Raw genomic sequence first — 24,932 nt, forward strand, 5'->3', positions numbered from 1 at the left:
CCGGCCACATATAAAGAATTCTTTATATCGGCAAGTCTGTGACGATGACGGTGCCGCCGTCATGCGGAACGACCGTTGCCCGGACGCCGTAGGCAGCCGCGACGGCAGCGGCGTCCAGCACCTGCGCCACCGGTCCGTGGGCAAGCAGCCGGCCGTCCTTCAGCAGCACCACGTCGTCCGCCACCCGCGCCGCCTGGGTGAGATCGTGCAGGACGACGACCACCCCCACACCGTTCGCCGCAGTCCGGCGCAGCAGGGCCAGCGTTTCCAGCTGGTGGAGCGGGTCGAGGCTCGACAGCGGCTCGTCCGCCAGCAGCCAGGCGGGCTCCCCGGCCAGCACGCGGGCGAGCAGGACGCGCGCCCGCTCCCCGCCCGACAGCGTGCGGACCGGCCGCGCCGCCAGCCCCGCCGTGTCGGTCGCGTCAAGCGCCGCCGTGATCGCCGCCGCGCCGCCGCCGCCATGCGGCAGCCGCCCGAGCGCGACGAGATCGCGAACCGGCAGGTTCCAGTGCACGGCGGCGTCCTGCGGCAGATAGCCGATCCGCCGCGCGCGCTCGCGCGGCTGCAGGGTGGCGATGTCCTGGCTATCGAGCATCGCACCGCGGGCCGGCACCAGGCCGGCGAGCGCGCGCAGCAGCGTGGACTTGCCCGCGCCGTTGGCGCCCAGCACCGCCGTCACCCGGCCGGCCGCGAACGCGATCGACAAATCGGCGAGCACCGTGCGGTCGCCGAGCCGCACCGACAGGGCGTCGGCGCTCAGCCCCATGATCGGCCCCGTTCGCCCAGCAGCAGAGCGAGGAAGAAGGGCGCACCGATCAGCGCCATCGCGACACCCAGCCGCACCTCCCCCGCGCCCGGCGCCAGCCGGCAGAGCGTGTCGGCCGCCAGCACCAGCGCCGCGCCGCCCAGCGCGCTCGGCAGCAACAGCGCGCCCGGCCGCGCACCGACGAGCGGGCGCAGCAGATGCGGGACGACGAGCCCGACAAAGCCGACCACGCCCGTCACGGCGACGCCGGCGCCGACGCAGAGCCCCGCGCCTGCGATGACGAGGAGCTGGAGCCGGCCGAGATCGACGCCCAGCGATCGCGCCGCATCGACGCCCAGCGTCAAGGCATCCAGGCTGCGCCCGGTGAGGAGGAGCAACGCGCCACCGCCGAGCATGAAGGGGGCGGCGCGAAGCAGGTCGTCGCTGCTGCGATCGGTGAGCGCCCCCATCAGCCAGTCGATCGCGGCGGCGACGACATAAGGGTCGGGCGCGACCGAGATCAGGAAGGCGGTGAGCGCGGCCGCGAGGCTGGCGAGCACGGTGCCTGCGAGCACAAAGGCCGCGGGCGTTTCGGCCCGCCAGGTGAGCGCGGCGAGCAGCGCAAGGCCGCCTCCCGCCGACAGCATGGCGGCGGCGAAGATGCCCCACTGCCCGGCGCCGCCCAGCACGATCGCCGCCACCGCGCCGAGCGCGGCCGCGCTCGACACGCCGAGCACGCCGGGATCGGCGAGCGGGTTGCGCAGCCATCCCTGCAGCACCGCGCCCGACAGGCCGAGCGACGCGCCGAGGATGGTGGCGAGGCCCGCGCGCGGCAGGCGGAGCTCCGCGATGATGGCGAAGCGCGGATCGCCGGACCACCAGGCGGACAAGGGCACGCTCGCCTTGCCGACGCTCAGCGAGGCGGCGAACAGCGCCGCCGCCAGGATCGACAGCGCGAGGAGGAGGCGCCCGCGCGTCACGTCGCGACCTGCCGGCGGATCAGCGCCAGCCGGTCGAGCGCGGCTGGGATGGTCGGCCCGCCGCAATTGACCAGCGTACGGGGAAAGGCGACCTCACGCACCGTTGCGCCCGCCCGGTCCAGCACCCGGCGCCGGAGCGCGGCGGTGCGCCCGCCGGCATCCGGCACGAGGATGACGGCGGGCGGCTTCGCCAGCAGGCTTTCGACCGGCAGGGTCCCGGTGACGGACAGGCCGAGGTCCGCGCCGGCGTCGCGGAAGCCCGACAGGCGCATCAGGTCCGACAGCAGCGTCTGGCCGCCGTTCGCGAGATCGCCGGAAATGTAGAGCAGTGCGGGGACCGGCGCGTCCTGCCGCACCACCCGCGCCGCCGCGGCGTCGATGCGGCGGTTGAGCGCCGCGCCCCGTGCGTCGGCGCCCATCGCGCGGGCAAGAACGGTGACCTGCTGCTTGCTGGCCGCGATCGTCGTCGGAGAATCGAGGTAGAGCGTCTTCAGCCCTGCCCGCGCGAACGCGTCGCGCGTGGCCGGCGGGGTGAAGCTGGTGGCGAGCACCAGGTCGGGGGCGAGCGCGATCACCTCCTCCGCCGTGCCCGCGGTCGACGGCAGGCGCCGCGCAACCGCGAGCGGGAGCGAGGTGGCGCCCGGCTGCTGCGAATAATGGCTTATCGCCGCGACCCGCTCAGCCGGAACCAGCGCCAGCAGCAGCTGGTCCGAACAGGGGTTGAGCGACACAACCCCGCCCTGCCGCCCGCCGCCCGCCGGCTGGCAGCCGGCAAGCAGCAGGAGGAGCGGCAGGATCGCGCGCATCATCAGTCGAACGTCACCCGAAGGCCGCCGAACGCGGCGCGGCGGATGGTGCCATAGCCGGAGACCTGCTGGTAGCGTTCGTCGAACGCGTTCTCCAGCCGGCCATAGATCGACAGATTGTCGGCGACGGGCAGTTCGGCCCGCACGCTGACAAGCGCATAGCCGTCCAGCCGGACGGTGTTGGCCGCATTGTCGAAACTGTCGCCCACCACCTGAACGGTCCCGCCGACCGACAGGCCGGCGAGCGCACCGCCGGGCGGCACCCGGTAGTCCGCCGACAGGCTCACCGCCTGGCGCGGACGGCGGGCGAGGTCGTTGCCCACGAAACCCGCGCTGCGGTTCTCCGCATCGATGAAGGAATAGGCGCCGGCGACCGTGAACCTGTCGGTCGGCCGCAGCACCAGGCCGATCTCCAGCCCTTCGGCCCGCGTCCCCGCGATGTTGGCATAGGTGAAGGTTAGAAGATCGAAGTCGATCTGGTTTCGCGTGTCGCGGCGAAAATAGGTGGCGGTCGCGACCAGCCGGTCGCCCGCCAGCCGCTGCTCGATGCCGGCATCCCAGCTTTCCGCCGTTTCCGGACGCAGCGACGCCGTGCCGTAGAAGGGCGCGAACAGCTGGAACAGCGTCGGTGCCTTGAACCCTTCGGCATAGCTGGCCCGCAGCGTGGTGCCGGTCGGCAGCAGATAGGCGGCGTTGGCGGCCAGCGTGGTGTTGCCGCCGAACGCCTCGTCATCATCGTGGCGGACGGCACCGGTGACCGTCAGCGCGGCGACCGGCGTCACGATCAGCTCGCCCCAGGCGCTGGTGACGCCGCGGCTGAAGCGGTCGGCCCCGTCGAAGAAGCGCTGCTCCTCATGCTCGGCGCCGACCACCATCCGCACCGGGCCGGCGGGGCGGATGTCGCCCTTGTAGGTGTACCGCTCGCTGCGACCGCGCGCGAGGAACAGCGGCTCCGACCCGGGAACGTCCCGGTCGAAATTGTCGCGGTTGATGTCGGCGATCTGGACCGCGACCGTGTTGCGGAAGCGCGCGTCCGCCGTGTCGAGCGAAAGCCCGGCATAGCCGTAGAGCTCCTCCGCCGTTGAATATTCGCGGGTGTCGGCAAAGGCGAAGGCAGGTGCCGGAAAGCCGTCGAGGTCGGTGCGGCTATCCGCCCAGTAACCGCGCAGATCGAGGCGGATGCCGGGCGCAAACGCCACTTCCGCGCGGCCGCTGGCGCCATATTGGCGATACCCGTCGCGCTCGGCCCCGCCGTCGAAGGCGGAGATGCCGTCCGTGCGCAGATAGCCGCCGGTGAGCGATCCGGAGACGATCCCCGCCCCGCCGGAAACGCCTGCGCTGGTGAACAGCGTGTCCATGTCGCCATATTCGACCGTGCCGCGCGCCTGCAGCCCCGCGGTCGGCCGCCGCGTCATGATGTTGACGACGCCGCCGATCGCCTGGCTGCCCCACGGCACCGAGTTGGGGCCGCGCAGCACCTCGATCCGCTCGACGGAGGAGGACAGGAGATTGGCGAAGTCGAAGCCGCCACCCGTCGACGAGGGATCGTTCACGCGCACGCCGTCGATCAGCACCAGGGTCTGGTCCCCTTCCGCGCCGCGCAGCCGGACGCTGGTGAGCGTGCCCAGGCCCCCGTTGCGCGTCACGGTGACGCCGGGCGTGGTCGACAGCAGGTCGCTGATGGCGATCGTCTGGCGCCGTTCGATCGTCTCGCGGTCGATGACGGTGACGGCCTGACCGGTCGTGTCCGCGTCCTGCGCGACGCCGCTTGCGGTGACGATGATGTCGGTCGCGGGATCCAAGTCCTGCGCCCATGCCGGCGCGGCGGCGGCCCCCGCGGCCGCCAGGAGACAAGTGAGTTTCACGAAAACATGCCCTTCGAACGGGGCCGCGACCGATGCCGCGCCAATGCGACACCGGGCCGGCCCGACCTGTCGCTCGCTCGAGGGTTTCTGCCTCGTCCGCTCCGGCCCTCCGCCAGAACAGTGGATCGACGTGCGCCCGGCAGGTCTCCTGGCTCTCGGTTCGTCGTGCCGCCCGGCCTTCCCAGGGTCGCCCCCAGTGGCCGTGTCGGGCGGCACTCCCCGATCACAGTTGCGGGGGCAGCGCGGGGCTGGGGGCCGAAGCCCGTTACCCGTCTTCCCTTTTCATCCCCGTCTCCGGGGAACCGTTCGCGGCCGCGCCTCTAGGCGGCGGGCGGCGGCGGCGTCAATATTCGACGCCCTTCTGCGCGTTGAAGCCGGCGTTGAACGGATGCTTCACCTCGCCGAATTCCGTGACGAGGTCGGCCATCGCCAGCAGCTCCGGCCGCGCGCCCCGGCCGGTGATGCAGATATGCTTGGTCAGCGGCCGGTCCGCCAGAAAGGCCAGCGCTTCGGCAAAGGGCAAGGTGTCGTCGGCCAGCACGATGTTCAGTTCGTCCAGCACCACGAAGTCGATGGCGGGATCCATGATCAGCTGCTTGGCCCGGTCCCAGCCGCGCCGCGCCGCGGCGATGTCGCGCGCGCGGTCCTGCGTGTCCCAGGTGAAGCCCTCCCCCATGCTCTCGAAGCTGACGAGGTCGGTGGAGAGCGCGGCGAAGAAGTTGCGCTCGCCCGTTTCCCACGTCCCTTTGACGAACTGCAGGATGGCGACGCGCATCCCCCACCCGATCGATCGGATCGCCATGCCGAAGGCGCTGGACGACTTGCCCTTGCCGTTGCCGGTGTGGACGATCAGCAATCCGCGCTCGGCCGTGCGCCGCGCCTGCAGCTTGTCGCGCGCGATCTTCAGCCGCTTCATGCGCGCATTGTGGCGGGAATGGTCGTCGTCGGGTGCCGTCATGCCGCGTTCTTTCGGCAAGATCAGCCGCCGCGGCAAGAGCGCGGAGGTTGGCCCGCGACCAATGTCGTTGACGCGCGCGAGGTGTATGCCATAGCTTGCGCAATCGATTGCATAAGGCGCGGGCCGATCCCCGCCATAGAACAAGGTGGGAGAGTTATGGTGTTTCTGAAGAAGGCCTTGCTGCTGTCGGCGGCATCCATCGGCGCGTGCGCGGCCGCCCCCGTCCTTGCGCAGCAGCCCGCCGCCACCACCCAGCAGGCGACCATCCAGGCGCTGGCGAACGGCATCGTCGTGCGTCGCGGCGACGTGGAAACCCGCGTCACGGCGCTGACCGACGACATCCTTCGCGTGCGCGTGGCGCGCGGTGGCCGGATGCCGGAAGACGCCAGCTGGGCCGTGTCGCCAGAGGTGCGCGCCCAATCAGTATCGGTGACGGCGGCGCGCGACGGCTTTTCGACGCCGTCGATGCGGGTCAGGATCGATCCGCGGACCGGCGCCATGACGGTCACCGACAGCGCGGGCAAGGTCATCACCGCCGACGCCGTCGACCCCGTCTCCCTCGACGGCACCGCCTTCACGCTCCGCAAGGCGATGCCGCAGAGCGAGCACTATTTCGGCATGGGCGACAAGACCGGCGGCGGCCTCGACCGGCGCGGCTACAGCTATGTCAACTGGAACACGGATGCGTTCGGCTTCACCAGCAGCACGGACCCCATCTACAAGTCGATCCCGTTCTTCATCGGCGTGGGAGCCGAATCCGGCAGCTACGGCCTGTTCCTGGACAACACGCACCGCACCTGGTTCGATTTCGGCCACCGCGAGCAGGACGTGCTGGCGTTCGGCGGCCCGGACGGGCCGATCGACTATTATGTCATCAACGGGCCGTCCACGGCAGAGGTCGTGCGCCGCTACACCGACCTGACCGGCAAGGCGCCGCTCGTCCCCAAGTGGAGCCTCGGCTATCAGCAGTCGCGCTACAGCTACATGAGCGCGGATGAGGTGCGGCAGATCGCCAGCCGCCTGCGCACCGACCAGGTGCCGACCGACGTCATCTGGCTGGACATCGACTTCCAGGACCGCAACCGGCCGTTCACGACCAATCCGCAGACCTTCCCCGACCTGCCCGGCCTCGCCCGCGACATGGCGGCGCAGGGCATCCGGCTGGTGGCGATCACCGACCTGCACATCGCGCGCGTCCCGGGACGTGAATACCCGATCTACGAGCAGGGCCTGCGCGACAATCTTTATGTCCGGAATGCAGAGGGCGAGACCTATGTCGCCCCGGTGTGGCCGGGCCCGTCGGTGTTCCCGGACTTCACGGACAAGGATGCGCGCACCTTCTGGGCGGGCCTCTACCGCGACTTCCTGGACGCCGGGATCGCCGGCTTCTGGAACGACATGAACGAGCCGGCGATCTTCGAGACGCCGACCAAGACCATGCCGGTCGACAACATCCACCACATCGACAGCGACGACTTCGCCGAGCGCGACGCGACCCATGCCGAGATCCACAATGTCTACGGCATGCAGAACACCCGCGCGACGCTGGAAGGGCTGGAGGCGCTTCGCCCCGACCAGCGCCCCTTCATCATGACGCGGGCAAGCTATGCCGGCGGGCAGCGTTATTCGGTCACGTGGACGGGCGACAACCTGTCGACGTGGGACCACCTGAAGCTTGCCGTGCACCAGCTGATCAACCTGGGGCTGTCGGGCTTTTCCTACAGCGCCGCCGATGCCGGCGGGTTCGCGGGCGGGCCGAGCGCCGATCTGCTGACGCGCTGGTTCCAGCTGGGCGCGTTCATGCCTATCTTCCGCGACCATGCCGCCAAGGACACGCCGCGCGCCGAACCCTGGGTGGACGGCGAACAGCATCTGGCGATCCGCCGCCGCTTCGTGAACGAGCGCTACCGGCTGATGCCCTATCTCTACGGCCTGGCCGAACAGAACTCGCGCACCGGCGACCCGATCATGCGGCCGATCTTCTACGATTATCCGGCGGCCGTGAACGCGCCGTGCGACCAGTCCATGGTGTTCACGGTGGGCGCGAGCCTCCTGGTGGCGCCGTCGCCAAACCCGGAATCGCCCCGCAGCTACGACGTTTGCCTGCCCGAGGGCGGATGGTTCGACTATTGGACGGGGCTGCCGGTCAGCGATGCGCGCGGCGAGGAAGGCCGGACGCGGCTGGCAGCGGGCGACGTGCAGGGCCGCCAGCGCGGCGTGCAGATCGTCTCCGAGACGCCGCGCATCGACCACATGCCGGTGTTCATCCGTGCAGGCACCATCCTGCCGCGCCAGCCGGTGGTGCAGAGCACCGCGTTCAAGCCGCAGGGTCCGCTGTCGCTCGACATCTACCCGGGCGAGGATTGCCGCGGCGAGATCTATGCCGATGACGAGACAACCACGGCGCACCGCGGGGGTGCGTTCCTGCGCCAGACCGTCCGGTGCAGCGTGGGCGCCAACGGCCGCCTGACGATCTCCTTTGACGAGCGCCAGGGCAGCTTCGCCCCGTGGTGGAACGAGATCGCGGTCACCGTCCACGGCTGGAGCGGAAATGCCACCGTCGGCGCGGGCCGTGACCGGTATGACGCCACCACCGACGCCACGGCACGGACGGTGAGCTTCACCCTGCCCGACAGCGCGGCGCGCGGCGGCGAGATCCGCATCAGCCGCCGCTGAACTGCCTTTGTCGATTGGCCGTGGAGCCGGGACGCCGATCCGTGCGAAGCAGCACGGGTCGGCGCTGTCCGCGCGAAGGTGACGAGGGGCTCGACGTGAACAAACCGGTGCAGACGCTGGCCGACATCGCCGCGCTGGTGGGCGTGACCCCGGCGACGGTGTCGCGCGCGCTGGCCGACAGCCCGCGCATCAGCCAGCAGACCCGCGACCGCATCCGCGACGTGGCGCGCCAGCACGGCTTTCACATCAACCAGACAGCCCGCAACCTGCGCATGGGACGGACGCGGCTGATCGCCTGCGTCGTGCCGCTGGGCCACCAGAGCGCGCAGCGCGTGTCCGACCCCTTCTACACGACGCTGATCGGCCATCTGATGGACGGGCTCGCCCAGCGCGAGCACAAGATGCTGCTGTCCGCGGTCGCGCCGACCGACGACAGCTGGCTGACCAGCCTGTCGCGCAGCGGCAGCGTCGATGGTGTCATCGTGCTCTGCCAGTCGGACCAGGAGGACGCGCTCCAGGCCGTCAGCCGCGACTATCTGCCGCTGGTCGTCTGGGGCGAGGCGGGCGCGAACAGCAGCTATTGCTGTGTGGGCACCGACAATCTCGTCGGCGGCCGGGTAGCGACCGAGCATCTGTTGAACACCGGGCGGCGGCGCATCGCCTATGCCGGCATGACCGACATTCCCGAGCTGGAGGCGCGCCACCGCGGCTATCTCGATGCGCTTGACGCCGCCGGCTGCGCGCCGGGGCCGTGGATCCCCATCCCGCTCGCCTATGACGCGGCATCCGATGCCGTGCGCGACGAGCTGGCTGCCGCCGGCGACATCGACGCGGTGTTTGCGGCATCCGACATGATCGCGATGGGCGTCGTGCGCGCGCTGAACATCCTGGGCCGCAGCGTCCCCGATGATGTCGCGGTGGTCGGCTATGACGATGTCAGCCTTGCGGCCTATGTCCATCCGCCGCTCACCACCATCCGCCAGGACCTCCGGCTGGCCGCCGAGGTGCTGATCGAACGGCTGTTCGCCCGGATGGAAGGCGTGGCCGCTCCGTCCGTGCAGATCCCGCTCAGCCTGATCGAACGGGCAAGTGGCTGATGTTGCAGATTTGAGACAGCTCTGACGTCTTCGGAATTGTTGCGGAATTTTGCTGTGCAATCGATTGCACAACAATCAGCAAGCCCTTAAGCGTCACCCATCGGATCGTGTCCGAGTCGATGATTGGCTTTGCTCATTCGCCGGGACAGGCGGGAGCTCCGGGGAGGAAAAAGATGCGTTCTATGTCCACGCGCTCGCGTGTCGCACCGCTGTTCACCGTCAGCGCACTGGCGCTGATGACGCCCGCCGCTCTTCATGCGCAGGCCACCGTTCCCGCCGCCACCGGTCCGCAGGCGAACCCCAATGACTCCGTCAGCGAGGACACCGACGACCAGGGTCAGGGCGGCGACGAGATCATCGTCACCGGTTTCCGCCAGGCGCTGGAAAGCGCCGTGGCCGAAAAGCGCGACCGCGACCTGGTCGTCGAATCGATCACGGCCGAGGACATCGGCAAGCTGCCGGACGCCTCCATCGCCGAATCGATCGCCCGCCTTCCCGGCCTCACGTCGCAGCGCGTGAGCGGCCGTTCCAACGCCATCTCGATCCGCGGCTTCGCGCCGGACTTCTCGACCACCCTGCTGAACGGCCGCGAACAGACCTCCACCGGCGACAACCGCGCGGTCGAATATGACCAGTATCCGTCCGAAGTCGTCAATCAGGTGCTGGTCTACAAGACCGCGCAGGCGTCGCTGATCGGCCAGGGCCTGTCCGGCACCGTTGACCTGCGCACCATCCGCCCGATCGATTATGGCCGCTCGGTCGTGTCGGTCGGCGCGCGCGGCACCTATGCCGATCTCGGCAAGCTCAACTCGGGTTCGGAGGAGCTCGGCTACCGCGTCAACGCGACCTACATCGACCAGTTCGCCAACGACACGATCGGCGTGGCGCTGTCGGCCGCCTATCTGAACGAGCCGTACCAGATCCAGGAATTCAACGCCTGGGGCTATGCCACCACGGCGGCGGGTGACTCGGTGATCGGCGGCTCCAAGTCCTATGTCACGTCGACGACGCTGCAGCGCCTGGGTCTCCAGGGCACGCTGCAGTTCCGGCCGGTGCCGGAGCTCACGATGACGCTCGACGGCTTCTATTCCGACTTCAACGACGACCAGATCAAGCGCGGCATCGAGCTTCCGCTCGGCTTCGGCGCCAACGGCACCAGCCTGCTGACCAGCACCACGGTCGAAAACGGCCTGGTGACGTCCGGCACCTTCCAGGGGGTCGAGGGCGTCGTCCGCAACGACAGCTTTGAGCGCAAGGCCAAGCTCTACTCCTTCGGCTACAACACCCGCTACGAGGGCGACGACGGCTGGAACGTGCAGCTGGACCTCAGCTTCTCGCGCACCGACCGGCAGGAGATCATCATCGAAACCTATGCCGGCACCGGCTATGGTCCCGGCAACGGCGCGACGGACAACATCGGCTTCACGACTGGGCCGGAGGGCACGGTGTTCTCGCCGACGCTCGACTATTCGGATCCCAACCTCATCCTCCTCACCGATCCGCTCGGCTGGGGCGGCGCGACGCGGCAGGCCGGCTATTTCAACAACCGCGACGTCGAAGACGAGATCCGCCAGTACCGGCTGGAGGTCGAGAAGGAGCTGAGCAGCCCGCTGTCTGCCGTCCGCTTCGGCCTGAACTACACCGACCGGTCGAAGGACCTGACGCCGATCCAGTTCTTCCTGACGCTCGCCAACGGCGCGCTGCAGCAGCAGATCCCGGCCGAATTCATCCAGCGGCCGACCAACCTGTCCTACCTCGGGCTCGGCCCGATGCTGAGCTACGACCCGCGCGACCTGATCGCCGCCGGGACCTATGCCCAGGTGCCGAACCTGTCCAACGACGTGATCTCCTCCGCCTTCCGGATCGAGGAGGACATCATGACCGCCTATCTGCAGGGCGACATCAGCCAGCCGATCGGCGCGTCGGAACTGACCGGCAACATCGGCCTGCAGGCCGTCTTCACCGAGCAGAAGTCGTCCGGCCTGGTGTTCAACGGCACCAGCTTCAGCGACATCACGCGCGGCGACGACTATGTGGACGTGCTCCCCAGCCTCAACCTGTCGCTGCGCCTGCCGATCGACCTCGTGATCCGCCTGGGCGCCGCCCGGCAGATGCAGCGCCCGCGTCTCGACGACATGCGCGTGGCCCTGGGCTACGGCTACAACACGCAGGAAGGGATCATCACCGGCGGCGGCGGCAACCCGTTCCTCCGCCCGATCCGCTCCAACTCGTTCGATCTGACGATCGAGAAGTATTTCGGCACGCGCGGCTACATCGCGGCTCAGGGCTTCTACAAGGACCTGAAGAGCTTCGTGTACAACCTGGAGACACCGTTCGACTTCACCGGCTTCCCGCTGCCGCCGACGGCGCCCCCGGGCACGCCGACGCTGGGCCGGAACAACCAGCCGATCAACGGCGACGGCGGCTCCATCTACGGTGCGGAGCTTGCCGCCACGCTGCAGCTGGGCGACTTTACCTCCGCGCTTGAAGGCTTCGGCGTGACCGGCGGTGCGTCCTACACGGAGACCGAGATCCAGCCGACGCCGGGTGGCGAGCCGGAGGACATCCCGGGCTATTCGCGCTGGGTGGCGAACGGCACCGCCTTCTTCGAGCGGTGGGGCTTCAACGTGCGCGGCAGCGTGCGCTATCGCTCCACCTTCGTGGGTGAGCTGTCGGGCTTCGGCGCGGCGCGCACGCGGCGCCGTGCGATCGACGAGACCATCGTCGATGCGCAGATCGGCTACGACTTCCGCTCCGGCGCGCTCAACGGCCTGTCCGTGTTCCTGCAGGGCCAGAACCTGACCGACGAGCCGTTCGCCACCATCAACGGCGACGCGCGCGATCAGGTGATCGACTACCAGACCTATGGCCGCCGCTTCCTGGCCGGCGCAAGCTTCCGGTTCTGAGGGCTGAGGGCGTGCGCGCGTCGCCGACCGGCGGAGCGCGCACGCCGCGGAGTGCGGTGTGACCGGCAGCAGCCTGCCCTCGATCGTCATCCTTGGCGGCGGTTCGGCCGGATGGATGGTGGCGGCCGCCCTGTCGCGCTTTCTTCCCGCGCAGCGGCGCATCACGCTGATCGAGTCCGACGAGATCGGCGCGGTCGGCGTGGGCGAAGCCACCATTCCGCAGATCCGGCTGTTCAACCAGCATCTCGGGATCGACGAGAACGCCTTTCTGAAGGCGACGGCCGGCACCTTCAAGCTGGGCATCGAGTTCGTCGGCTGGGGCGCCCCGCACGACCGCTACATCCATGCGTTCGGGCAGATCGGCCGGTCGCTGGGCCTGCTGCCCTTCCACCATTACTGGCTGCGCGCCCGCGCCCGCGGGGTGGCCGACGACCTGTGGGACCATTCGGCCAGCGCCGTTGCCGCGCGCAGCGGCCGGTTCGCGCCCGATCCCGGCCGGCCCGGCCTGCCGAGCGGGCTGGCCTGGGCATACCAGTTCGATGCCTCGCTCTACGCCCGGCTGCTGCGGCAGCATGCCGAGGCGAACGGCGTCACCAGGATCGAAGGTCGCATGACGCACGCGACGCGCGATCCCGACAGCGGCGACATTCAGTCGCTGGCGCTGGATGGCGGCCGCAGCGTCGCGGGCGACCTGTTCATCGACTGCACCGGCTTTCGCGCGCTGCTGATCGGCGACACGCTCGCAGCCCCGTTCGACGACTGGTCCCGCCACCTGCCCTGCGACCGGGCGCTGGCGGTGCCGACGGCAAGTGTCGGGGCGCCGGACCCGTTCACCCGCGCCACCGCGCGCGCCGCCGGGTGGCAGTGGCGCATCCCGTTGCAGCACCGCACCGGAAACGGCCTCGTCTATTCAAGCGCCTTCATGGACGATGACGAGGCGGCCTCCACCCTGCTGGCGAATGTGGAAGGCCGCCCGCTTGCCGATCCGCGGCCGATCCGCTTCACCACCGGGAAGCGCCGCGCGCAGTGGACGCGCAACTGCGTGGCGATCGGCCTGTCCGCCGGGTTCCTGGAGCCGCTGGAATCGACCAGCATCCACCTGATCCAGTCGGCGATCAGCCGGCTGCTGGCACTCATGCCGGCGGGGCGGGCGCAGGACGACGAGGCGGCCGAGTTCAACCGGCAGGCCGACGCGGAATGGCAGAGCGTCCGCGACTTCCTGATCCTCCACTACCATCTGAATGGCCGGGACGAGCCGTTCTGGCGCGACCGCCGGGCCGCGGCGATCCCCGACAGTCTCAGCCGCCGCATCGCGCTGTTCCGGTCGAGCGGCCGGCTGTTCCGCGAAGGCGACGAACTCTTCACCGAAGTCGGCTGGCTGCAGGTGATGCTGGGCCAGGGCGTGGTGCCGCAAGGCTTCAACCCGCTCGCCGGCGAGCCGAGCGACCAGGCGCTAAGCGAGTTCCTGAAGCTGACGCGGCATCATGCGGGCGCCGTGGCGCGCGCGATGCCGACGCATGCCGATTACCTCCACCGACACTGCGCGACCGACCAAAGGAAAGCCTCATGATCCCTCGTCCCCTCGCCGCCGCGCTCCTCGCCCTGACCTCGCCCGTTGCCGCCCAGGCACAGTCCCAGGTCCGCCCGCAGCCGGAGGCACCGGCGTTCAGGGATCGGCTTCCGGAAGACGAGGTCATCTACTTTGTCCTTCCCGACCGCTTCGAAAATGGCGATCCGTCCAACGACCGCGGCGGGCTGAGCGGCGATCGGCTGGCGACCGGCTATGATCCCACCAGTCGCGGCTTCTTCCATGGCGGCGATCTGGCGGGGCTGACGGCGCGGCTCGACTATCTCCAGGGCATGGGGATCACGGCGATCTGGGTCGGACCGATCTTCAAGAACAAGCCGGTGCAGGGCCGGCCGGGGCAGGAGAGCGCCGGCTACCACGGCTATTGGATCACCGACTTCACGCAGCCCGACCCGCATTTCGGCACCGCCGACGAGTTCAAGGCGTTCGTCGATGCGGCCCATGCGCGCGGCATGAAGGTCTACATGGACATCGTCGCCAACCATACGGCCGACGTCATCCAGTACCGGGAATGCGCCACCGGCCCGTGCCCGTACCGCAACCTCGCCGACTATCCGTACCGGACGCGCGGCGGAATCGACGGCGCCGCGATCAACGACGGCTTCCAGGGGCACGACGTCCGCACCGCCGAGAACTTCGCGCGGCTGACCGATCCCACCTTTGCCTACACCCCCGTCGTCCCGGCGGCGGAGCGGGACACCAAGGTGCCGGCCTGGCTCAACGACCCCATCTTCTACCACAACCGGGGCAACACGACCTTCCTCAACGAAAGCGCCACGCTGGGCGATTTCGCCGGGCTGGACGACCTGATGACGGAGCATCCGCGCGTCGTCGACGGCATGATCGAGATCTTCGGCGGCTGGATCGACCGCTTCGGGATCGACGGTTTCCGCATCGACACCGCGCGCCATGTCGATCCCGCCTTCTGGGCGGCCTTCGTGCCGGCCATGCTGGAGCGGGCGACCGCGCGCGGCATCCCAAACTTCCACATCTTCGGGGAGGTGGCGCTGTTGTCCACCGATGTCGGTCAGCTCGCCAAGCACACCCGCGTTGACAAGTTTCCGGCGGTGCTCGACTTCGCCTTTCGTCAGGCGCTGGTGGAGACGGTCGCCGGGCGATCGGGAACGGTGGTGTGGGAAGGCATCTTCGCCGGCGACTCTCTCTACGAGAACGGGTACGCGACCGCGCTCCGGCTGCCGACCTTTTCGGGCAACCACGACAACGGACGCTTTGCGCACGTCATCCGCGACAGCCTGCCCGACGCGAGCGAGGAGGAGGTCGCGGCGCGCGTGAAGCTGGCGCACGCGATGCTGCTGACGCTGCGCGGCGTGCCGACCATCTATTCGGGCGACGAGCAGGGCTTTGTCGGCGACGGCGGCGACCAGGATTCGCGGGAGGACATGTTCCCCAGCCGGGTCGACAGCTACAACGACAACAGGCTGCTGGCGACGACCGCCACCACCGCCGCGTCCAACTTCGACACCGCGCATCCCTTCTACCGGCAGATCGGCGAACTGGCGCGCGTGCGCACGGCGATGCCTGCGCTGACACGCGGGGAACAGCGGCTGCGGGTGCGCGGGGACGAACCCGGCATGCTCGCCATCTCCCGCTTCGATCCCGACACCGGCCAGGAAGTGCTGCTGGCGTTCAACACGTCGACGGCACCCGTCGAGCAGCAGGTGCAGGTGGAGGTCGGATCCGACGGCTGGCGCAGCCTGGGCGGGCCCTGCGCCGCGCGGTCGAGCGCACCGGGCAGCGTGCGCGTGGCCTTGCCGCCGCTCGGCTACGCGATCTGCGCCGCCGCGCCGGCGACGCGCTAAGCGGCCGGGCTCAGCGCGCGGGCCGCAGCGCCCAGCGCAGCACCTGCCCGCCGCCGCGCACCGCCGCGCGGATGGCGGGACGGCGAAGCGCGGACACCTGGCGTCCGTGCAGCTGCTGCGCCCATGGCGGCAACAGGTCGACGGCAGCGTCCATCAGGGTCGTGCCGGCGATCGAGTCCCGCCGCGCCTGCGTGAACAGCGCGTCTGCCACCGCCCGCGTGCGATCGTCGAAGCGCAGCGCCGGCTGCACCTCCCGGTAATAGGCCGCGATCTCCCGGCGGGAGGCGGGCACGCGCCCTGCCCCCAGCCGCCGCGCGAGCACCGTCATTTCCTGCAGGTAGCGGTCCTGGTCGCGGGCCGGGAAGTTCGGGTCGCGGTAGCGAAGATGCGCGCGCAGGAAGCTGTCCGTTTCCGCGACATGAACCCAGGTCAGCAGATCGGGGGCATTCGCGCTGTAGGGCGTTCCGTCCGGAAGCATGCCGGACACATGGTCGTGCACACGCCGCACCCGATCAATCAGCGCGGTGGCATGGGCGGTGCCGCCAAAGGTGGTGCCGGCGATGAAGCCGGCCGTGCGCTTCAGCCGGCCGGGCATGTCGCCGCGAAAGTCGCTGTGGTCCCACACCCCGGCAAGCGCGCCGGGATGAAGCATCTGGAGGAGCAGGGCGGACACGCCGCCCACCATCATCGCGGGAAAGTCGCCATGCACCGCCCAGGCCGCGGATCCCGGCCCGAACAGTCCGGGGTCGTCCGGCGCCCGCGCCGCCGCGACGGGCGCGCCGTTCCCGACCAGCCGGTGAACATGGCCCCGGATGAAGCCGCGCAGGCCGGCGGGCGGAACGGGCGGTGCGGAGGCAGTGGACGCGGTCATGCGGCGTCAACGCGCGGGCCGCAGGGGACGCTCCGGCGCGGTGCCGAAGCGTCCGCCGGGATCATGCCTCCGGCTTCGCCTTGGTCGCGCGCGGCTTGCGCGCGGGCTTGTCGCCCGATCCGGCAGCGGCATCGGCCGGCTCAGCACGCTTGCGGCCAAGGCCCAGCTTCTTTGCGACCTCGCGGCGACGCTCCGAATAGGCCGGCGCAGTCATCGGGTAATCGGCCTTCAGATTATAACGCTGCCGATACTCATCCGGGGTAAGACCGTTGGCCGACAGGTGGCGCTTCAGCGACTTGTACGGCTTTCCGTCGATCATCGACAGAATATATTCCGGGTTGCTCAGGCTCTTGCGCGGGGTGACCGCCGCGGTGTGATCCTGCGTCGCGCCTTCGGCCGTGTTGTCGACGGTCGCGCCGCCGGTCAGCGCCTTCAGCGCGCCGTGAGTGTCACTGATCAGCTTCGGAAGATCATCCGCACGCACGTTATTGTTCGCGACGTAGGACGCCAGCAGGTCGACCGTCAGTGCGGTGAGATCGTTTTCGGTCTGATCAGCCATTGGTTCGGGCACTCCGACAAAGAGGAAAGGAATGATCGCTCAATTATGTCTTCTTGGGCCGAAGTCTAGGTCCGGGACGACATTGGCAGCGAATATTATGGGACAGGATCACCCGCGACCCTGATCGAAGTGAGCCGCCCGCAGCGCTGGACGCGGCTTCCGGCCGACTGCTAACCAGCGGGCACAAGAAGGGGAGCCAAGCAATGGGTCGTTTGTCACTGAGCCTGAAGGCGGGTCTGATCCCGGCAGCCGCCCTGGTCATGACGGGGGGATGCGCGCCGGTGGAGCAGGGCGCCCGCCCGGCGACCGCCGCCCCGGCGGCGCAGGGTGCCGCAGACGCCACGCAGGACGCCGCCTTCAACGCCTTCCTGGACGAAGCCTATGATGCGCAGGTGGCGCTCAGCCCCGAGGCGATGACCAGCCTTGGCATCAAGCGCGACTACGGCAAGCTCGACGACATGACGGATGCGGCCGCCGACCGCAGCCTGGCCCTGGCCGAACAGCAGGTGGCCGAGATGCGGCGCCGCTTCTCTCCCGACACGCTGTCGGAACAGGGCCGCCTGTCCTATCGCCTGTTCGAGGGCGATCTTGAGCGCGACCGGCGGGCGCATGCCTTTCGCGCAAACCGCTTCCCCGTCACCAACTCGCGCAGCCCGATGGGATCGATCCCCGTCTTCCTGATCAACGAGCATGAGGTCGAAAGCGTCGCGGACGCCGAGGCCTATGTCTCGCGCCTGGTCGAGGTCGAGCGGGTGATGGGCGAGATCAGCGACACCGTGCGCCGCCGCGCCGCGGCCGGCGTGCGCGCGCCAAGCTTCGTCTATGCCCCCGTCGACCGCGACGGTCGCCGCATCATCACGGGCGCGCCATTCGGCGAGGGCGCGGACAGCCCGGTCTGGGCCGACTTCAAGAAGAAGGTCACGGCTCTCGATGCCCCGCAGGCGGACAAGGACCGCCTGCTGGCCGCCGGCCGCGACGCCCTGGTGGGGCCGTTCCGCCGCGGCTACGACCGGCTGCTGACCACCATGGCGGAGGTCGGCCGCGACGCCCCGGCCGAGGCGGGCGCATCCACCCTGCCCAACGGCCGTGCCTTCTATGCCGCCGCGCTCGCCAACGCGACCACCACCGATCTGCCCCCGGCCGAGGTCCACCGCATCGGCCTGGCCGAGGTGGCGCGCATCCAGGCGGAGATGGAGGTCATCAAGCAGCGGGTGGGCTTCACCGGCACGCTGCAGCAATTCTTCGCGCATGTGACGAGCGGCGATCAGTTCAAATATCCGAACACGGCGGAGGGGCGTGCCAGCTATCTGCGCGATGCGACCGCGTACATCGACCGCGTCATGTCGGTTGCGCCGGATCTGTTCCGGACGCTGCCGCGCGCTCCGCTGGAGGTGCGCGCGGTGGAGCCGTTCCGCGAGGCGACCGCGGGCATCGCCTTCTACAACCGTCCCGCGCCCGACGGATCGCGGCCGGGCATCTACTACATCAACCTCAGCGACATGACGCAGGTGCTGAAGCCGCAGATCGAGGCGATCAGCTATCATGAAGGCGCGCCCGGCCACCATTTCCAGATCGCGCTGGCGCAGGAGATCGAAGGGCTGCCCCGCTTCCGCCGCTTCGGCGGCTACGGCGCCTACACCGAAGGTTGGGGGCTGTATGCCGAGAAGCTGGCCAAGGAGATGGGCTTCTACCAGGATCCCTATTCCGACTTCGGCCGGCTCTCCACCGAGCTGTGGCGCGCGGTGCGGCTGGTGCTCGACACGGGGCTGCACGACCAGGGCTGGAGCCGGGAGCGGGCCCAGCGTTATTTCCGGGAGAACTCGCTTCTCACCGAACGCGACATCGTGAAGGAAGTCGACCGCTACATCGTCAATCCGGGTCAGGCCGCCAGCTACAAGATCGGCGAGCTGAAGATCCTGGAACTGCGCGAGCGGGCGCGCACCGCGCTCGGCAACCGCTATGACATCCGCGATTTCCACGACGCGGTGCTCGGCGGCGGCGCGGTGCCGCTGGATGTGCTCGAGGAGCGGGTCGACGCCTACATCGCGGGCGCGCGTTGATGGCGAACTATCTCCACCGCACGCCCATCGCCGGATCGGCAGCGCCGGAGGAGCGGCTGACGCCCACGCTCGGCTGGCCGCACCTCCTGGCGCTCGGCGTCGGCGCGATCGTCGGCACGGGCATCCTGACGCTGATCGGCGTCGGTGCCGACCGCGCGGGGCCGGCCGTCCTGCTGTCGTTCGGCATCGCCGGCCTGATCTGCGCCTGCGCCGCGCTTGCCTATGCCGAGCTTGCCAGCACCATGCCGCAGGCCGGCAGCGCCTACACCTACAGCTATGCCGTGCTGGGCGAGGTCTTCGCCTGGGTGGTCGGCTGGAGCCTGATCCTCGAATATTCGCTCGTCGTCTCGACGGTGGCGGTCGGCTGGTCGGGCTATTTCGCCGGCTTCATGACCGGCATCGGCCTTCCGCTGCCCGCCGCGATCGCGCAGGGGCCGGAGCTTGGCGGCATCGTCAACCTGCCCGCCGTCCTGATCATCGCGGTGGTGGCCGGCCTGCTGCTCGTCGGCACGCGCGAAAGCGCCCGGCTCAACACCGTGCTGGTGATCATCAAGATCGCCACGCTGATGCTGTTCGTGGGCGTCGCGCTCCCCGCCTTCGATCCTGCCAACCTGGAGCCTTTCATGCCGTTCGGCTTCGGCAAGTCGGTGAGCGCCGACGGCGTGGAGCGCGGCGTGATGGCGGCGGCGGCGATCATCTTCTTCGCCTTCTACGGCTTCGACGCCATCTCCACGGCGGCCGAGGAGACGATCAACCCGGAACGCAACCTGGCCATCGGCATCGTCGGGTCGATGGTCGCCTGCACCGTCATCTACGTCGTGGTGGCGCTGGCGGCGGTGGGCGCCCTGCCCTTCACCGCCTTTGCGCGCTCGCCGGAACCGCTGGCGCTGATCCTGCGCGAGCTCGATCGGGAGGCGGTGGCCGGCATCGTCGCCGCGGCCGCGGTGGTGGCGCTGCCGACGGTGCTGCTCGCCTTTCTCTATGGGCAGAGCCGCATCTTCCTGGTGATGGCGCGCGACGGTTTCCTGCCGCGGGGCCTCGCCCGTCTGTCGCGGCGTGGCGTTCCGGCGCGGATCACGATCGTCACCGCCGCGCTCGTGGCGGTGATCGCCGGGATCCTGCCGATCGACGAGATCGCGGCACTCGCCAATGCCGGCACGCTGCTCGCCTTCGCCGCCGTTGGCCTGTGCCTGCTGATCCTGCGCCGGCGCATGCCGGATCTGCCGCGCGGCTTCCGCACGCCCGCCGTGTGGATCGTCGGGCCCGGCGCGATCGCCGGGTGCCTGTACCTGTTCGCCAACCTGCCGGCGAAGACGCAAGGATATTTCCTGGTGTGGAACCTGATCGGCCTCGCGCTGTATCTCCTTTATGGCGCGCGGCGTGCGGCGGCGGCCCGGGGGTAGCGACGTGCAGATCCGATTGTTCGATTACTGGCGGTCCTCGGCCAGCTACCGTGCGCGCATCGCGCTGGCGCTGAAGGGCGCCCCGTATGAACGCGTGCCGGTCAGCCTGGCGGACGGGGAGCAGCTCTCCGACGCGCACCGCGCGCGCAACCCGCAGGGCTTCGTGCCGGCGCTGGAGGCCGACGGCACGGTGATCTCGCAATCGCTGGCGATCGTCGACTGGCTGGATGGCCGCATCCCCGAACCGCGCCTGATCCCGGTGGAGCCCCTGGCGCGGGCCAGGGCGCTGCAGGCGACGATGCTGATCGCGGCCGACATCCATCCGCTCAACAACCTGCGGGTGCTGAAGCATCTGAAGAACGACCTCGGCCTGTCGGAGGACGCGCGCGACGACTGGGTGCGCCACTGGGTGCGCGAAGGCTTTGAAGCGTTGGAGCGGCTGGCGGCGGCGGACGCCGGGCGGTTCCTGGGCGGCGACGCGCCGGGCATCGCCGACGTCTTCCTGGTGCCCCAGATGTACAATGCCCGCCGCTTCGCGCTCGACCTCGCGCCCTTCCCCACGCTGGTGCGGGTGGATGCGGAGGCGCAGGCGCACCCCGCCTTCCAGGACGCGCATCCCGACCGTGTGAAGCGAACCGCCTGACCCGCCGATGATCATTGCCTTCATCCTCGCGCAGGCCGGCGCCGCCGCGCCGCCTGCCCCCACGGACGCCACGCCGCCGCCCGATCCCGCCGCTGCGCAGGTGATCGTCGTCACCGGCCTGGGCCTGGCGCCGCCGATCGGCGATGCCGCCTACGCCGCGACGGAGATCGAGCGGACCCGGATCGTCTCGTCGGCGAGCGGCCGGCTGGAGGACGTGCTGCGCGACGTGGCGGGGCTGCAGCAGTTCCGCCGGTCCGACGCACGGACCGCGAACCCGACCTCGCAGGGCCTGACGCTGCGCGGCCTTGGCGGCAACGCGTCGAGCCGGGCGCTGCTGGTCCTGGATGGCGTGCCGCAGACCGACCCGTTCGGCGGCTGGATCAGCCTGCCCGCCTATGCGCCCGAACGATTGTCGCGGGTGCGGGTGACGCGCGGCGCGGCGAGCGGCGTGTTCGGGCCGGGCGCTCTGGCCGGCACGATCGAGCTCGACAGCGCAGGGCCGGCGGAGCTGGACGGCATCTCGGCCGATGTCGCCTATGGCAGCCGCGACTCGGTGGATGCCGGCGTCATCCTGGCCGGCCGGCCGGGCGGCGGCTTCGCCAGCCTGTCGGCCGATTATGCGCGCGGCGACGGCTTCGTGCCGATCGTGCGGGACGCGCGCGGGCCAGCCGACCGCCCCGCCCCTTACGAGCAGGCGAGCGTCTCAGCGCGCGGTGTGGCACCACTGGGCGCCGCGACCGAGCTGCAGGCGAACATCCTTGCCTTCACCGATGCGCGCGAACGCGGGGTGGCGTTCACCGACAACCGCACCGATGGCGCGGATGCCAGCCTGCGCGTGGTCGGCCAGGGCGCCCTGCCCTGGTCGACGCTCGTCTATGTGCAGACGCGCGCCTTTGCCAGCCGCTTCGCCGCGGTCTCGGCCGGGCGGCAGACCGCGACCCTGACGCTGGACCAGTACAACACGCCCGCGACCGGCCTCGGCGCCCGCGTGGAGGTGGCCCCGCGCTTCGGCGATGCCGAGCTTCGCCTGGGTGGCGACTGGCGGCGCACCTCGGGCGAGACCAGGGAGCGCTTCAGCTATCAGGCGGGTCGCCCGACCCGGCTGCGCGAGGCCGGCGGCATGACCGAGACGCTGGGCCTGTTCGCCGATCTCGGGCTGGAAGCGACCGAGGCGCTGACGCTGAGCCTGGGGGGGCGGATCGATCGCTGGTCGATCCGCGATGGGTCGCGGCAGGAGACGCCGATCGGGACGGGCACCCTCGCCCCCACACTCGCGCTGTTCGCCGACCGAAGCGGGTGGGAGCCGACCGCGCGCGCCGGTGTCGCGTTCCAGGCCACGCCCGCGCTCACGCTGCGCGCCGCCGCCTACACGGGCTGGCGCCTGCCGACCCTCAACGAGCTCTACCGGCCGTTCCGCGTCGGTGCCGATGCCACCGCCGCCAACGAGGCGCTTGCGCCCGAACGGCTGCGCGGGGGCGAGATCGGCCTGACGCTCCGCCCCGCCCCTGGCGTGCGGCTGGCGGTCACCGGCTTCGCCTCTCGGCTGGAGAACGCGATCGCCAACGTCACACTCGCGCGCGGGCCGGGCACCTTCCCGGGCGTCGGCTTCGTGTCGGCCGCCGGCAGTTACCGCGCGCGGCGCAACCTGGATGCGGTCAACAGCCGCGGCGTCGAGGTCGACGGCGAGGCGACTGTCGGTGCCCTGCGCCTGTCGGCCGCCTACGCCTTTGCCGATGCGACCGTGGAGGGCGCGGGCGCGGCCGCGGAGCTCGACGGGCTCAGGCCCGCGCAGGTGCCGCTCCACCAGGCGAGCGCGACCGTCGCCGCCGGGGGCGCATCGCTCACCGCGCGCTATGTCTCCGCGCAGTGGGAGGATGATGCCAACCAGCGGCGGCTGGCCCCGGCCTTCACGCTCGACGCGGCCGCCCGCCTGCCGCTGACCGGGCGTTTGGCGGTCGAGGCGCGCGCCGAGAACATCTTCGACCAGGTGGTGGAGGCGGCGATCAGCGACGATGGCGTGGTGGAGCGCGCGTCACCGCGCACGCTGTGGATCGGCCTGCGCTACGGCCTTTGAGCGAGCGTCCGCCGCGCGCGGGCGAGGTGCAGGCGTTCCACCATCTCCCCGCCGACCCGGATCGCCCCGCGATCGGCGGCCGCCGGATCGTCGAACGCTGCGACGATGCGCATGGCCCGGGCGATCTCCTCGGGTGACGGGCTGAACGCGGCGTTGCACGGCGCCACCTGCGACGGGTGGATCAGCGTCTTGCCGTCGAACCCAAACCGCCGCGCCTGTGCTGCCTCGGCCGCGAAGAGGGCGGGATCGTCGATGGCGTTGGTGACGCCGTCCAGCACCGCCACGCCATGCGCCCGGGCCGCGAGCACCGCCTGCAGCATCAGCGGCTGGAACGGCAGGCGGTCCGCGCCCGGATGGATGCCCGTCGCCTCGGCCAGATCGTTGAGCCCGAGGACGAGCGCGGCAACGCCGGGAACCGCCGCGATGCCCGCGATGGCGAGCGCGGCGGCGGGCGTTTCCACCATCACCCACAGCGGCACCGGCGCCGCCACCGCTCCAAGCTCCGCCGCCGCCCGCACCTTTGGCAGCAGCACGGCGTCCGGCCGCGCATCGGCCACCATCGCCAGATCGTCGGCGCCCCAGGGCGTGTCGGGCGCGTTCACGCGCACGACCAGCTCACGCGATCCGAACCCCCCGGCCCGCACCGCGTCTGCCGCGGCATGGCGGGCCGCGGTCTTCATGTCCGGCGCGACCGCATCCTCCAGGTCCAGGATCACGACATCGCAGGCAAGCGTCCGCGCCTTGGCGATGGCGCGGGCATTGGTGGCAGGCATGTAGAGCGCGCTGCGGCGCGGCCGGTCCGCCTCAGGCGTCATAGTCGACCAGAACGTCGTCCGTCTCCGGCACCGCCTGGCAGGTGAGGACATAGCCGTCGGCGACCTCGGCATCGCTCAGGCCGTAATTGACCCGCATGTCGACCTGGCCGGTGCGCAGCCGCGCGCGGCAGGTGGCGCACACCCCGCCCTTGCACGCATAGGGTGCGGGCAGGCCGGCCGCCCGCACACTGTCCAGGATGTTCCCCGCCGCCGCGTCGAACGGCACGGTCACCCGGTGCCCTTCCAGCACGACGCCGATCCGCCGGCCGGCGGCCGCGGCCGATCGCGCAACCGTCTCCGCCGTGGGCGGGGCTCCGGCGGCGGCGAAGCGCTCCAGAAGGATGCGGCCGGTGTCGACGCCGCGCGCAAGCAGCGCCGCCTCCGCCGCCGCCATCATCCCGTCGGGGCCGCACAGGAAGAACGCGGTGACCGCAGTTGGATCGATCAGCGTCGACAGGATCTCGTCGCATTTGCCCCGATCCAGCCTGCCGTTCAGCAGCTCGAACTCGTCCTCCTCGGCCGTCAGGAAATGATGCACGGTGAAGCGGTCGAGATGGCTGTCCTTCAGCGCGGCGAGCTGTTCCAGGAACAGGATGCCGCCGGCGTCGCGGTTCCCGTAGAACAGGCTGACGCGCGCCTGCGGATCGGTGGCGAGCGCGGTGCGGATCAGCGAAAGGACGGGCGTGATGCCGGACCCGGCAGCAAAGGCGGCATAATGACCGCCCGTCACCCGGCCGAAGTCCCAGGTGAAATGCCCCGCCGGCACCAGGGCGTCGAGCGTGTCGCCCACCCGCAGCCGCTCCGCGACATGGGTGGAAAAGCGCCCGCCGGGCAGCGCCTTCACAGCAACCCTCAGCTCGTCGTCCGAGGGCGCCGCGCAGATCGAATAGGTGCGGCGGACATCCTCGCCATCGATCACCGCGCGCAGCGTCAGATACTGGCCCGGCTGGAAGGCGAACAGGTCGGCAAGCTCCGGCGGCACCGCGAAGCGGATCGACAGCGCATCGGCGGTCTCGCGCCGCACCTCGGTGACGGTCAGCGGATGGAAGGACGTGCGCGACGACAT

18 protein-coding genes and 1 riboswitch are annotated in these 24,932 nt (G+C 70.3%); of the genes, 9 read left to right on the top strand and 9 right to left on the bottom strand.

Annotation, left to right across the window (positions count from 1 at the left end; all coding sequences use genetic code 11):
• Positions 1-22 precede the first annotated feature (22 nt).
• The 5 genes from GGR88_RS09550 to cobO form a co-directional block, all read right to left on the bottom strand.
• Positions 23-766: an ABC transporter ATP-binding protein gene (locus tag GGR88_RS09550; protein ID WP_167954501.1), complete on the bottom strand. Its 744-nt coding sequence runs from the start codon at positions 764-766 to the stop codon at positions 23-25.
• Entirely contained in the window at positions 757-1,725 is a 969-nt protein-coding gene (locus GGR88_RS09555; protein ID WP_167954502.1) for an iron chelate uptake ABC transporter family permease subunit, read from the bottom strand. Before GGR88_RS09555 ends, GGR88_RS09550 begins: the two co-directional genes overlap by 10 nt.
• Positions 1,722-2,534, bottom strand: coding sequence for an ABC transporter substrate-binding protein (locus GGR88_RS09560; protein ID WP_245196778.1), 813 nt, complete (start codon positions 2,532-2,534; stop codon positions 1,722-1,724). The genes GGR88_RS09555 and GGR88_RS09560 overlap by 4 nt, the downstream gene beginning before the upstream one ends.
• A complete protein-coding gene (locus tag GGR88_RS09565; protein WP_342449771.1) occupies positions 2,534-4,396 on the bottom strand; it encodes a TonB-dependent receptor plug domain-containing protein in 1,863 nt (620 codons plus the stop codon). Before GGR88_RS09565 ends, GGR88_RS09560 begins: the two co-directional genes overlap by 1 nt.
• A gap of 137 nt (positions 4,397-4,533) precedes the next feature.
• A riboswitch (cobalamin riboswitch) is annotated at positions 4,534-4,701 on the bottom strand.
• Between the two features lie 38 nt (positions 4,702-4,739).
• The gene (gene cobO / locus GGR88_RS09570) at positions 4,740-5,354 is read right to left on the bottom strand and encodes a cob(I)yrinic acid a,c-diamide adenosyltransferase (protein WP_167954503.1); all 615 of its coding nucleotides are present in this window, start codon (positions 5,352-5,354) and stop codon (positions 4,740-4,742) included.
• A 156-nt stretch (positions 5,355-5,510) separates the two neighbouring features.
• Here cobO and GGR88_RS09575 point away from each other — a divergent pair, with 156 nt between their 5' ends.
• The 5 genes from GGR88_RS09575 (at position 5,511) to GGR88_RS09595 (ending at position 15,441) form a co-directional block, all read left to right on the top strand.
• A complete protein-coding gene (locus GGR88_RS09575; RefSeq protein ID WP_167954504.1) occupies positions 5,511-8,030 on the top strand; it encodes a glycoside hydrolase family 31 protein in 2,520 nt (839 codons plus the stop codon).
• 95 nt (positions 8,031-8,125) lie between these two features.
• Positions 8,126-9,127, top strand: coding sequence for a substrate-binding domain-containing protein (locus GGR88_RS09580; RefSeq protein WP_167954505.1), 1,002 nt, complete (start codon positions 8,126-8,128; stop codon positions 9,125-9,127).
• A 182-nt stretch (positions 9,128-9,309) separates the two neighbouring features.
• A complete protein-coding gene (locus GGR88_RS09585; protein WP_167956094.1) occupies positions 9,310-12,033 on the top strand; it encodes a TonB-dependent receptor in 2,724 nt (907 codons plus the stop codon).
• A 58-nt stretch (positions 12,034-12,091) separates the two neighbouring features.
• Positions 12,092-13,603: a tryptophan 7-halogenase gene (locus GGR88_RS09590; protein ID WP_167954506.1), complete on the top strand. Its 1,512-nt coding sequence runs from the start codon at positions 12,092-12,094 to the stop codon at positions 13,601-13,603.
• Positions 13,600-15,441 carry an alpha-amylase family glycosyl hydrolase gene (locus tag GGR88_RS09595; protein ID WP_167954507.1) on the top strand — a complete coding sequence of 614 codons (1,842 nt, stop codon included), beginning with the start codon at positions 13,600-13,602 and terminating at the stop codon, positions 15,439-15,441. Before GGR88_RS09590 ends, GGR88_RS09595 begins: the two co-directional genes overlap by 4 nt.
• Before the next feature lie 10 nt (positions 15,442-15,451).
• Here GGR88_RS09595 and GGR88_RS09600 read toward each other — a convergent pair whose 3' ends face one another.
• Together GGR88_RS09600 and GGR88_RS09605 are read right to left on the bottom strand one after the other, a co-directional pair.
• The gene (locus GGR88_RS09600; protein ID WP_167954508.1) at positions 15,452-16,312 is read right to left on the bottom strand and encodes an oxygenase MpaB family protein; all 861 of its coding nucleotides are present in this window, start codon (positions 16,310-16,312) and stop codon (positions 15,452-15,454) included.
• Between the two features lie 61 nt (positions 16,313-16,373).
• On the bottom strand, positions 16,374-16,871 hold the full coding sequence (locus GGR88_RS09605) for a Ros/MucR family transcriptional regulator (protein ID WP_167954509.1): 498 nt from the start codon (positions 16,869-16,871) through the stop codon (positions 16,374-16,376).
• 203 nt (positions 16,872-17,074) lie between these two features.
• On the opposite strand from GGR88_RS09605, the gene GGR88_RS09610 reads away from it, so the two are divergent.
• The 4 genes from GGR88_RS09610 to GGR88_RS09625 are packed head-to-tail and all read left to right on the top strand — an operon-like array spanning position 17,075 to position 23,051.
• Entirely contained in the window at positions 17,075-18,931 is a 1,857-nt protein-coding gene (locus GGR88_RS09610) for a DUF885 domain-containing protein (protein ID WP_167954510.1), read from the top strand.
• A complete protein-coding gene (locus GGR88_RS09615; protein WP_167954511.1) occupies positions 18,931-20,334 on the top strand; it encodes an amino acid permease in 1,404 nt (467 codons plus the stop codon). The genes GGR88_RS09610 and GGR88_RS09615 overlap by 1 nt, the downstream gene beginning before the upstream one ends.
• Positions 20,335-20,338: 4 nt before the next feature.
• Complete coding sequence (gene maiA / locus GGR88_RS09620; RefSeq protein WP_167954512.1) at positions 20,339-20,977, top strand: maleylacetoacetate isomerase; 639 nt, start codon at positions 20,339-20,341, stop codon at positions 20,975-20,977.
• Between the two features lie 7 nt (positions 20,978-20,984).
• Positions 20,985-23,051: a TonB-dependent receptor gene (locus tag GGR88_RS09625; protein ID WP_167954513.1), complete on the top strand. Its 2,067-nt coding sequence runs from the start codon at positions 20,985-20,987 to the stop codon at positions 23,049-23,051.
• Here GGR88_RS09625 and GGR88_RS09630 read toward each other — a convergent pair.
• Both GGR88_RS09630 and GGR88_RS09635 read right to left on the bottom strand, forming a co-directional pair.
• Positions 23,039-23,866 (bottom strand): HpcH/HpaI aldolase/citrate lyase family protein, encoded by an 828-nt coding sequence (locus GGR88_RS09630; protein WP_167954514.1) that lies wholly within the window; start codon positions 23,864-23,866, stop codon positions 23,039-23,041. The genes GGR88_RS09625 and GGR88_RS09630 overlap by 13 nt on opposite strands.
• Complete coding sequence (locus tag GGR88_RS09635; RefSeq protein ID WP_167954515.1) at positions 23,856-24,932, bottom strand: 2Fe-2S iron-sulfur cluster-binding protein; 1,077 nt, start codon at positions 24,930-24,932, stop codon at positions 23,856-23,858. The genes GGR88_RS09630 and GGR88_RS09635 overlap by 11 nt, the downstream gene beginning before the upstream one ends.

Origin of the sequence: Sphingomonas jejuensis, assembly GCF_011927695.1 — a bacterium.
Taxonomy (GTDB): domain Bacteria; phylum Pseudomonadota; class Alphaproteobacteria; order Sphingomonadales; family Sphingomonadaceae; genus Sphingomonas_K; species Sphingomonas_K jejuensis.

Bases quoted from the DNA above. Each gene is read 5' to 3' on its own strand.
- GGR88_RS09550 (WP_167954501.1), bottom strand. From the start codon at position 766: ATGGGGCTGAGCGCCGACGCCCTGTCGGTGCGGCTCGGCGACCGCACG.
- GGR88_RS09560 (WP_245196778.1), bottom strand. From the start codon at position 2,534: ATGATGCGCGCGATCCTGCCGCTCCTCCTGCTGCTTGCCGGCTGCCAG.
- cobO (WP_167954503.1), bottom strand. From the start codon at position 5,354: ATGACGGCACCCGACGACGACCATTCCCGCCACAATGCGCGCATGAAG.
- GGR88_RS09575 (WP_167954504.1), top strand. From the start codon at position 5,511: ATGGTGTTTCTGAAGAAGGCCTTGCTGCTGTCGGCGGCATCCATCGGC.
- GGR88_RS09585 (WP_167956094.1), top strand. From the start codon at position 9,310: ATGTCCACGCGCTCGCGTGTCGCACCGCTGTTCACCGTCAGCGCACTG.
- GGR88_RS09595 (WP_167954507.1), top strand. From the start codon at position 13,600: ATGATCCCTCGTCCCCTCGCCGCCGCGCTCCTCGCCCTGACCTCGCCC.
- GGR88_RS09600 (WP_167954508.1), bottom strand. From the start codon at position 16,312: ATGACCGCGTCCACTGCCTCCGCACCGCCCGTTCCGCCCGCCGGCCTG.
- GGR88_RS09605 (WP_167954509.1), bottom strand. From the start codon at position 16,871: ATGGCTGATCAGACCGAAAACGATCTCACCGCACTGACGGTCGACCTG.
- GGR88_RS09610 (WP_167954510.1), top strand. From the start codon at position 17,075: ATGGGTCGTTTGTCACTGAGCCTGAAGGCGGGTCTGATCCCGGCAGCC.
- GGR88_RS09615 (WP_167954511.1), top strand. From the start codon at position 18,931: ATGGCGAACTATCTCCACCGCACGCCCATCGCCGGATCGGCAGCGCCG.
- GGR88_RS09625 (WP_167954513.1), top strand. From the start codon at position 20,985: ATGATCATTGCCTTCATCCTCGCGCAGGCCGGCGCCGCCGCGCCGCCT.
- GGR88_RS09630 (WP_167954514.1), bottom strand. From the start codon at position 23,866: ATGACGCCTGAGGCGGACCGGCCGCGCCGCAGCGCGCTCTACATGCCT.
- GGR88_RS09635 (WP_167954515.1), bottom strand. From the start codon at position 24,932: ATGTCGTCGCGCACGTCCTTCCATCCGCTGACCGTCACCGAGGTGCGG.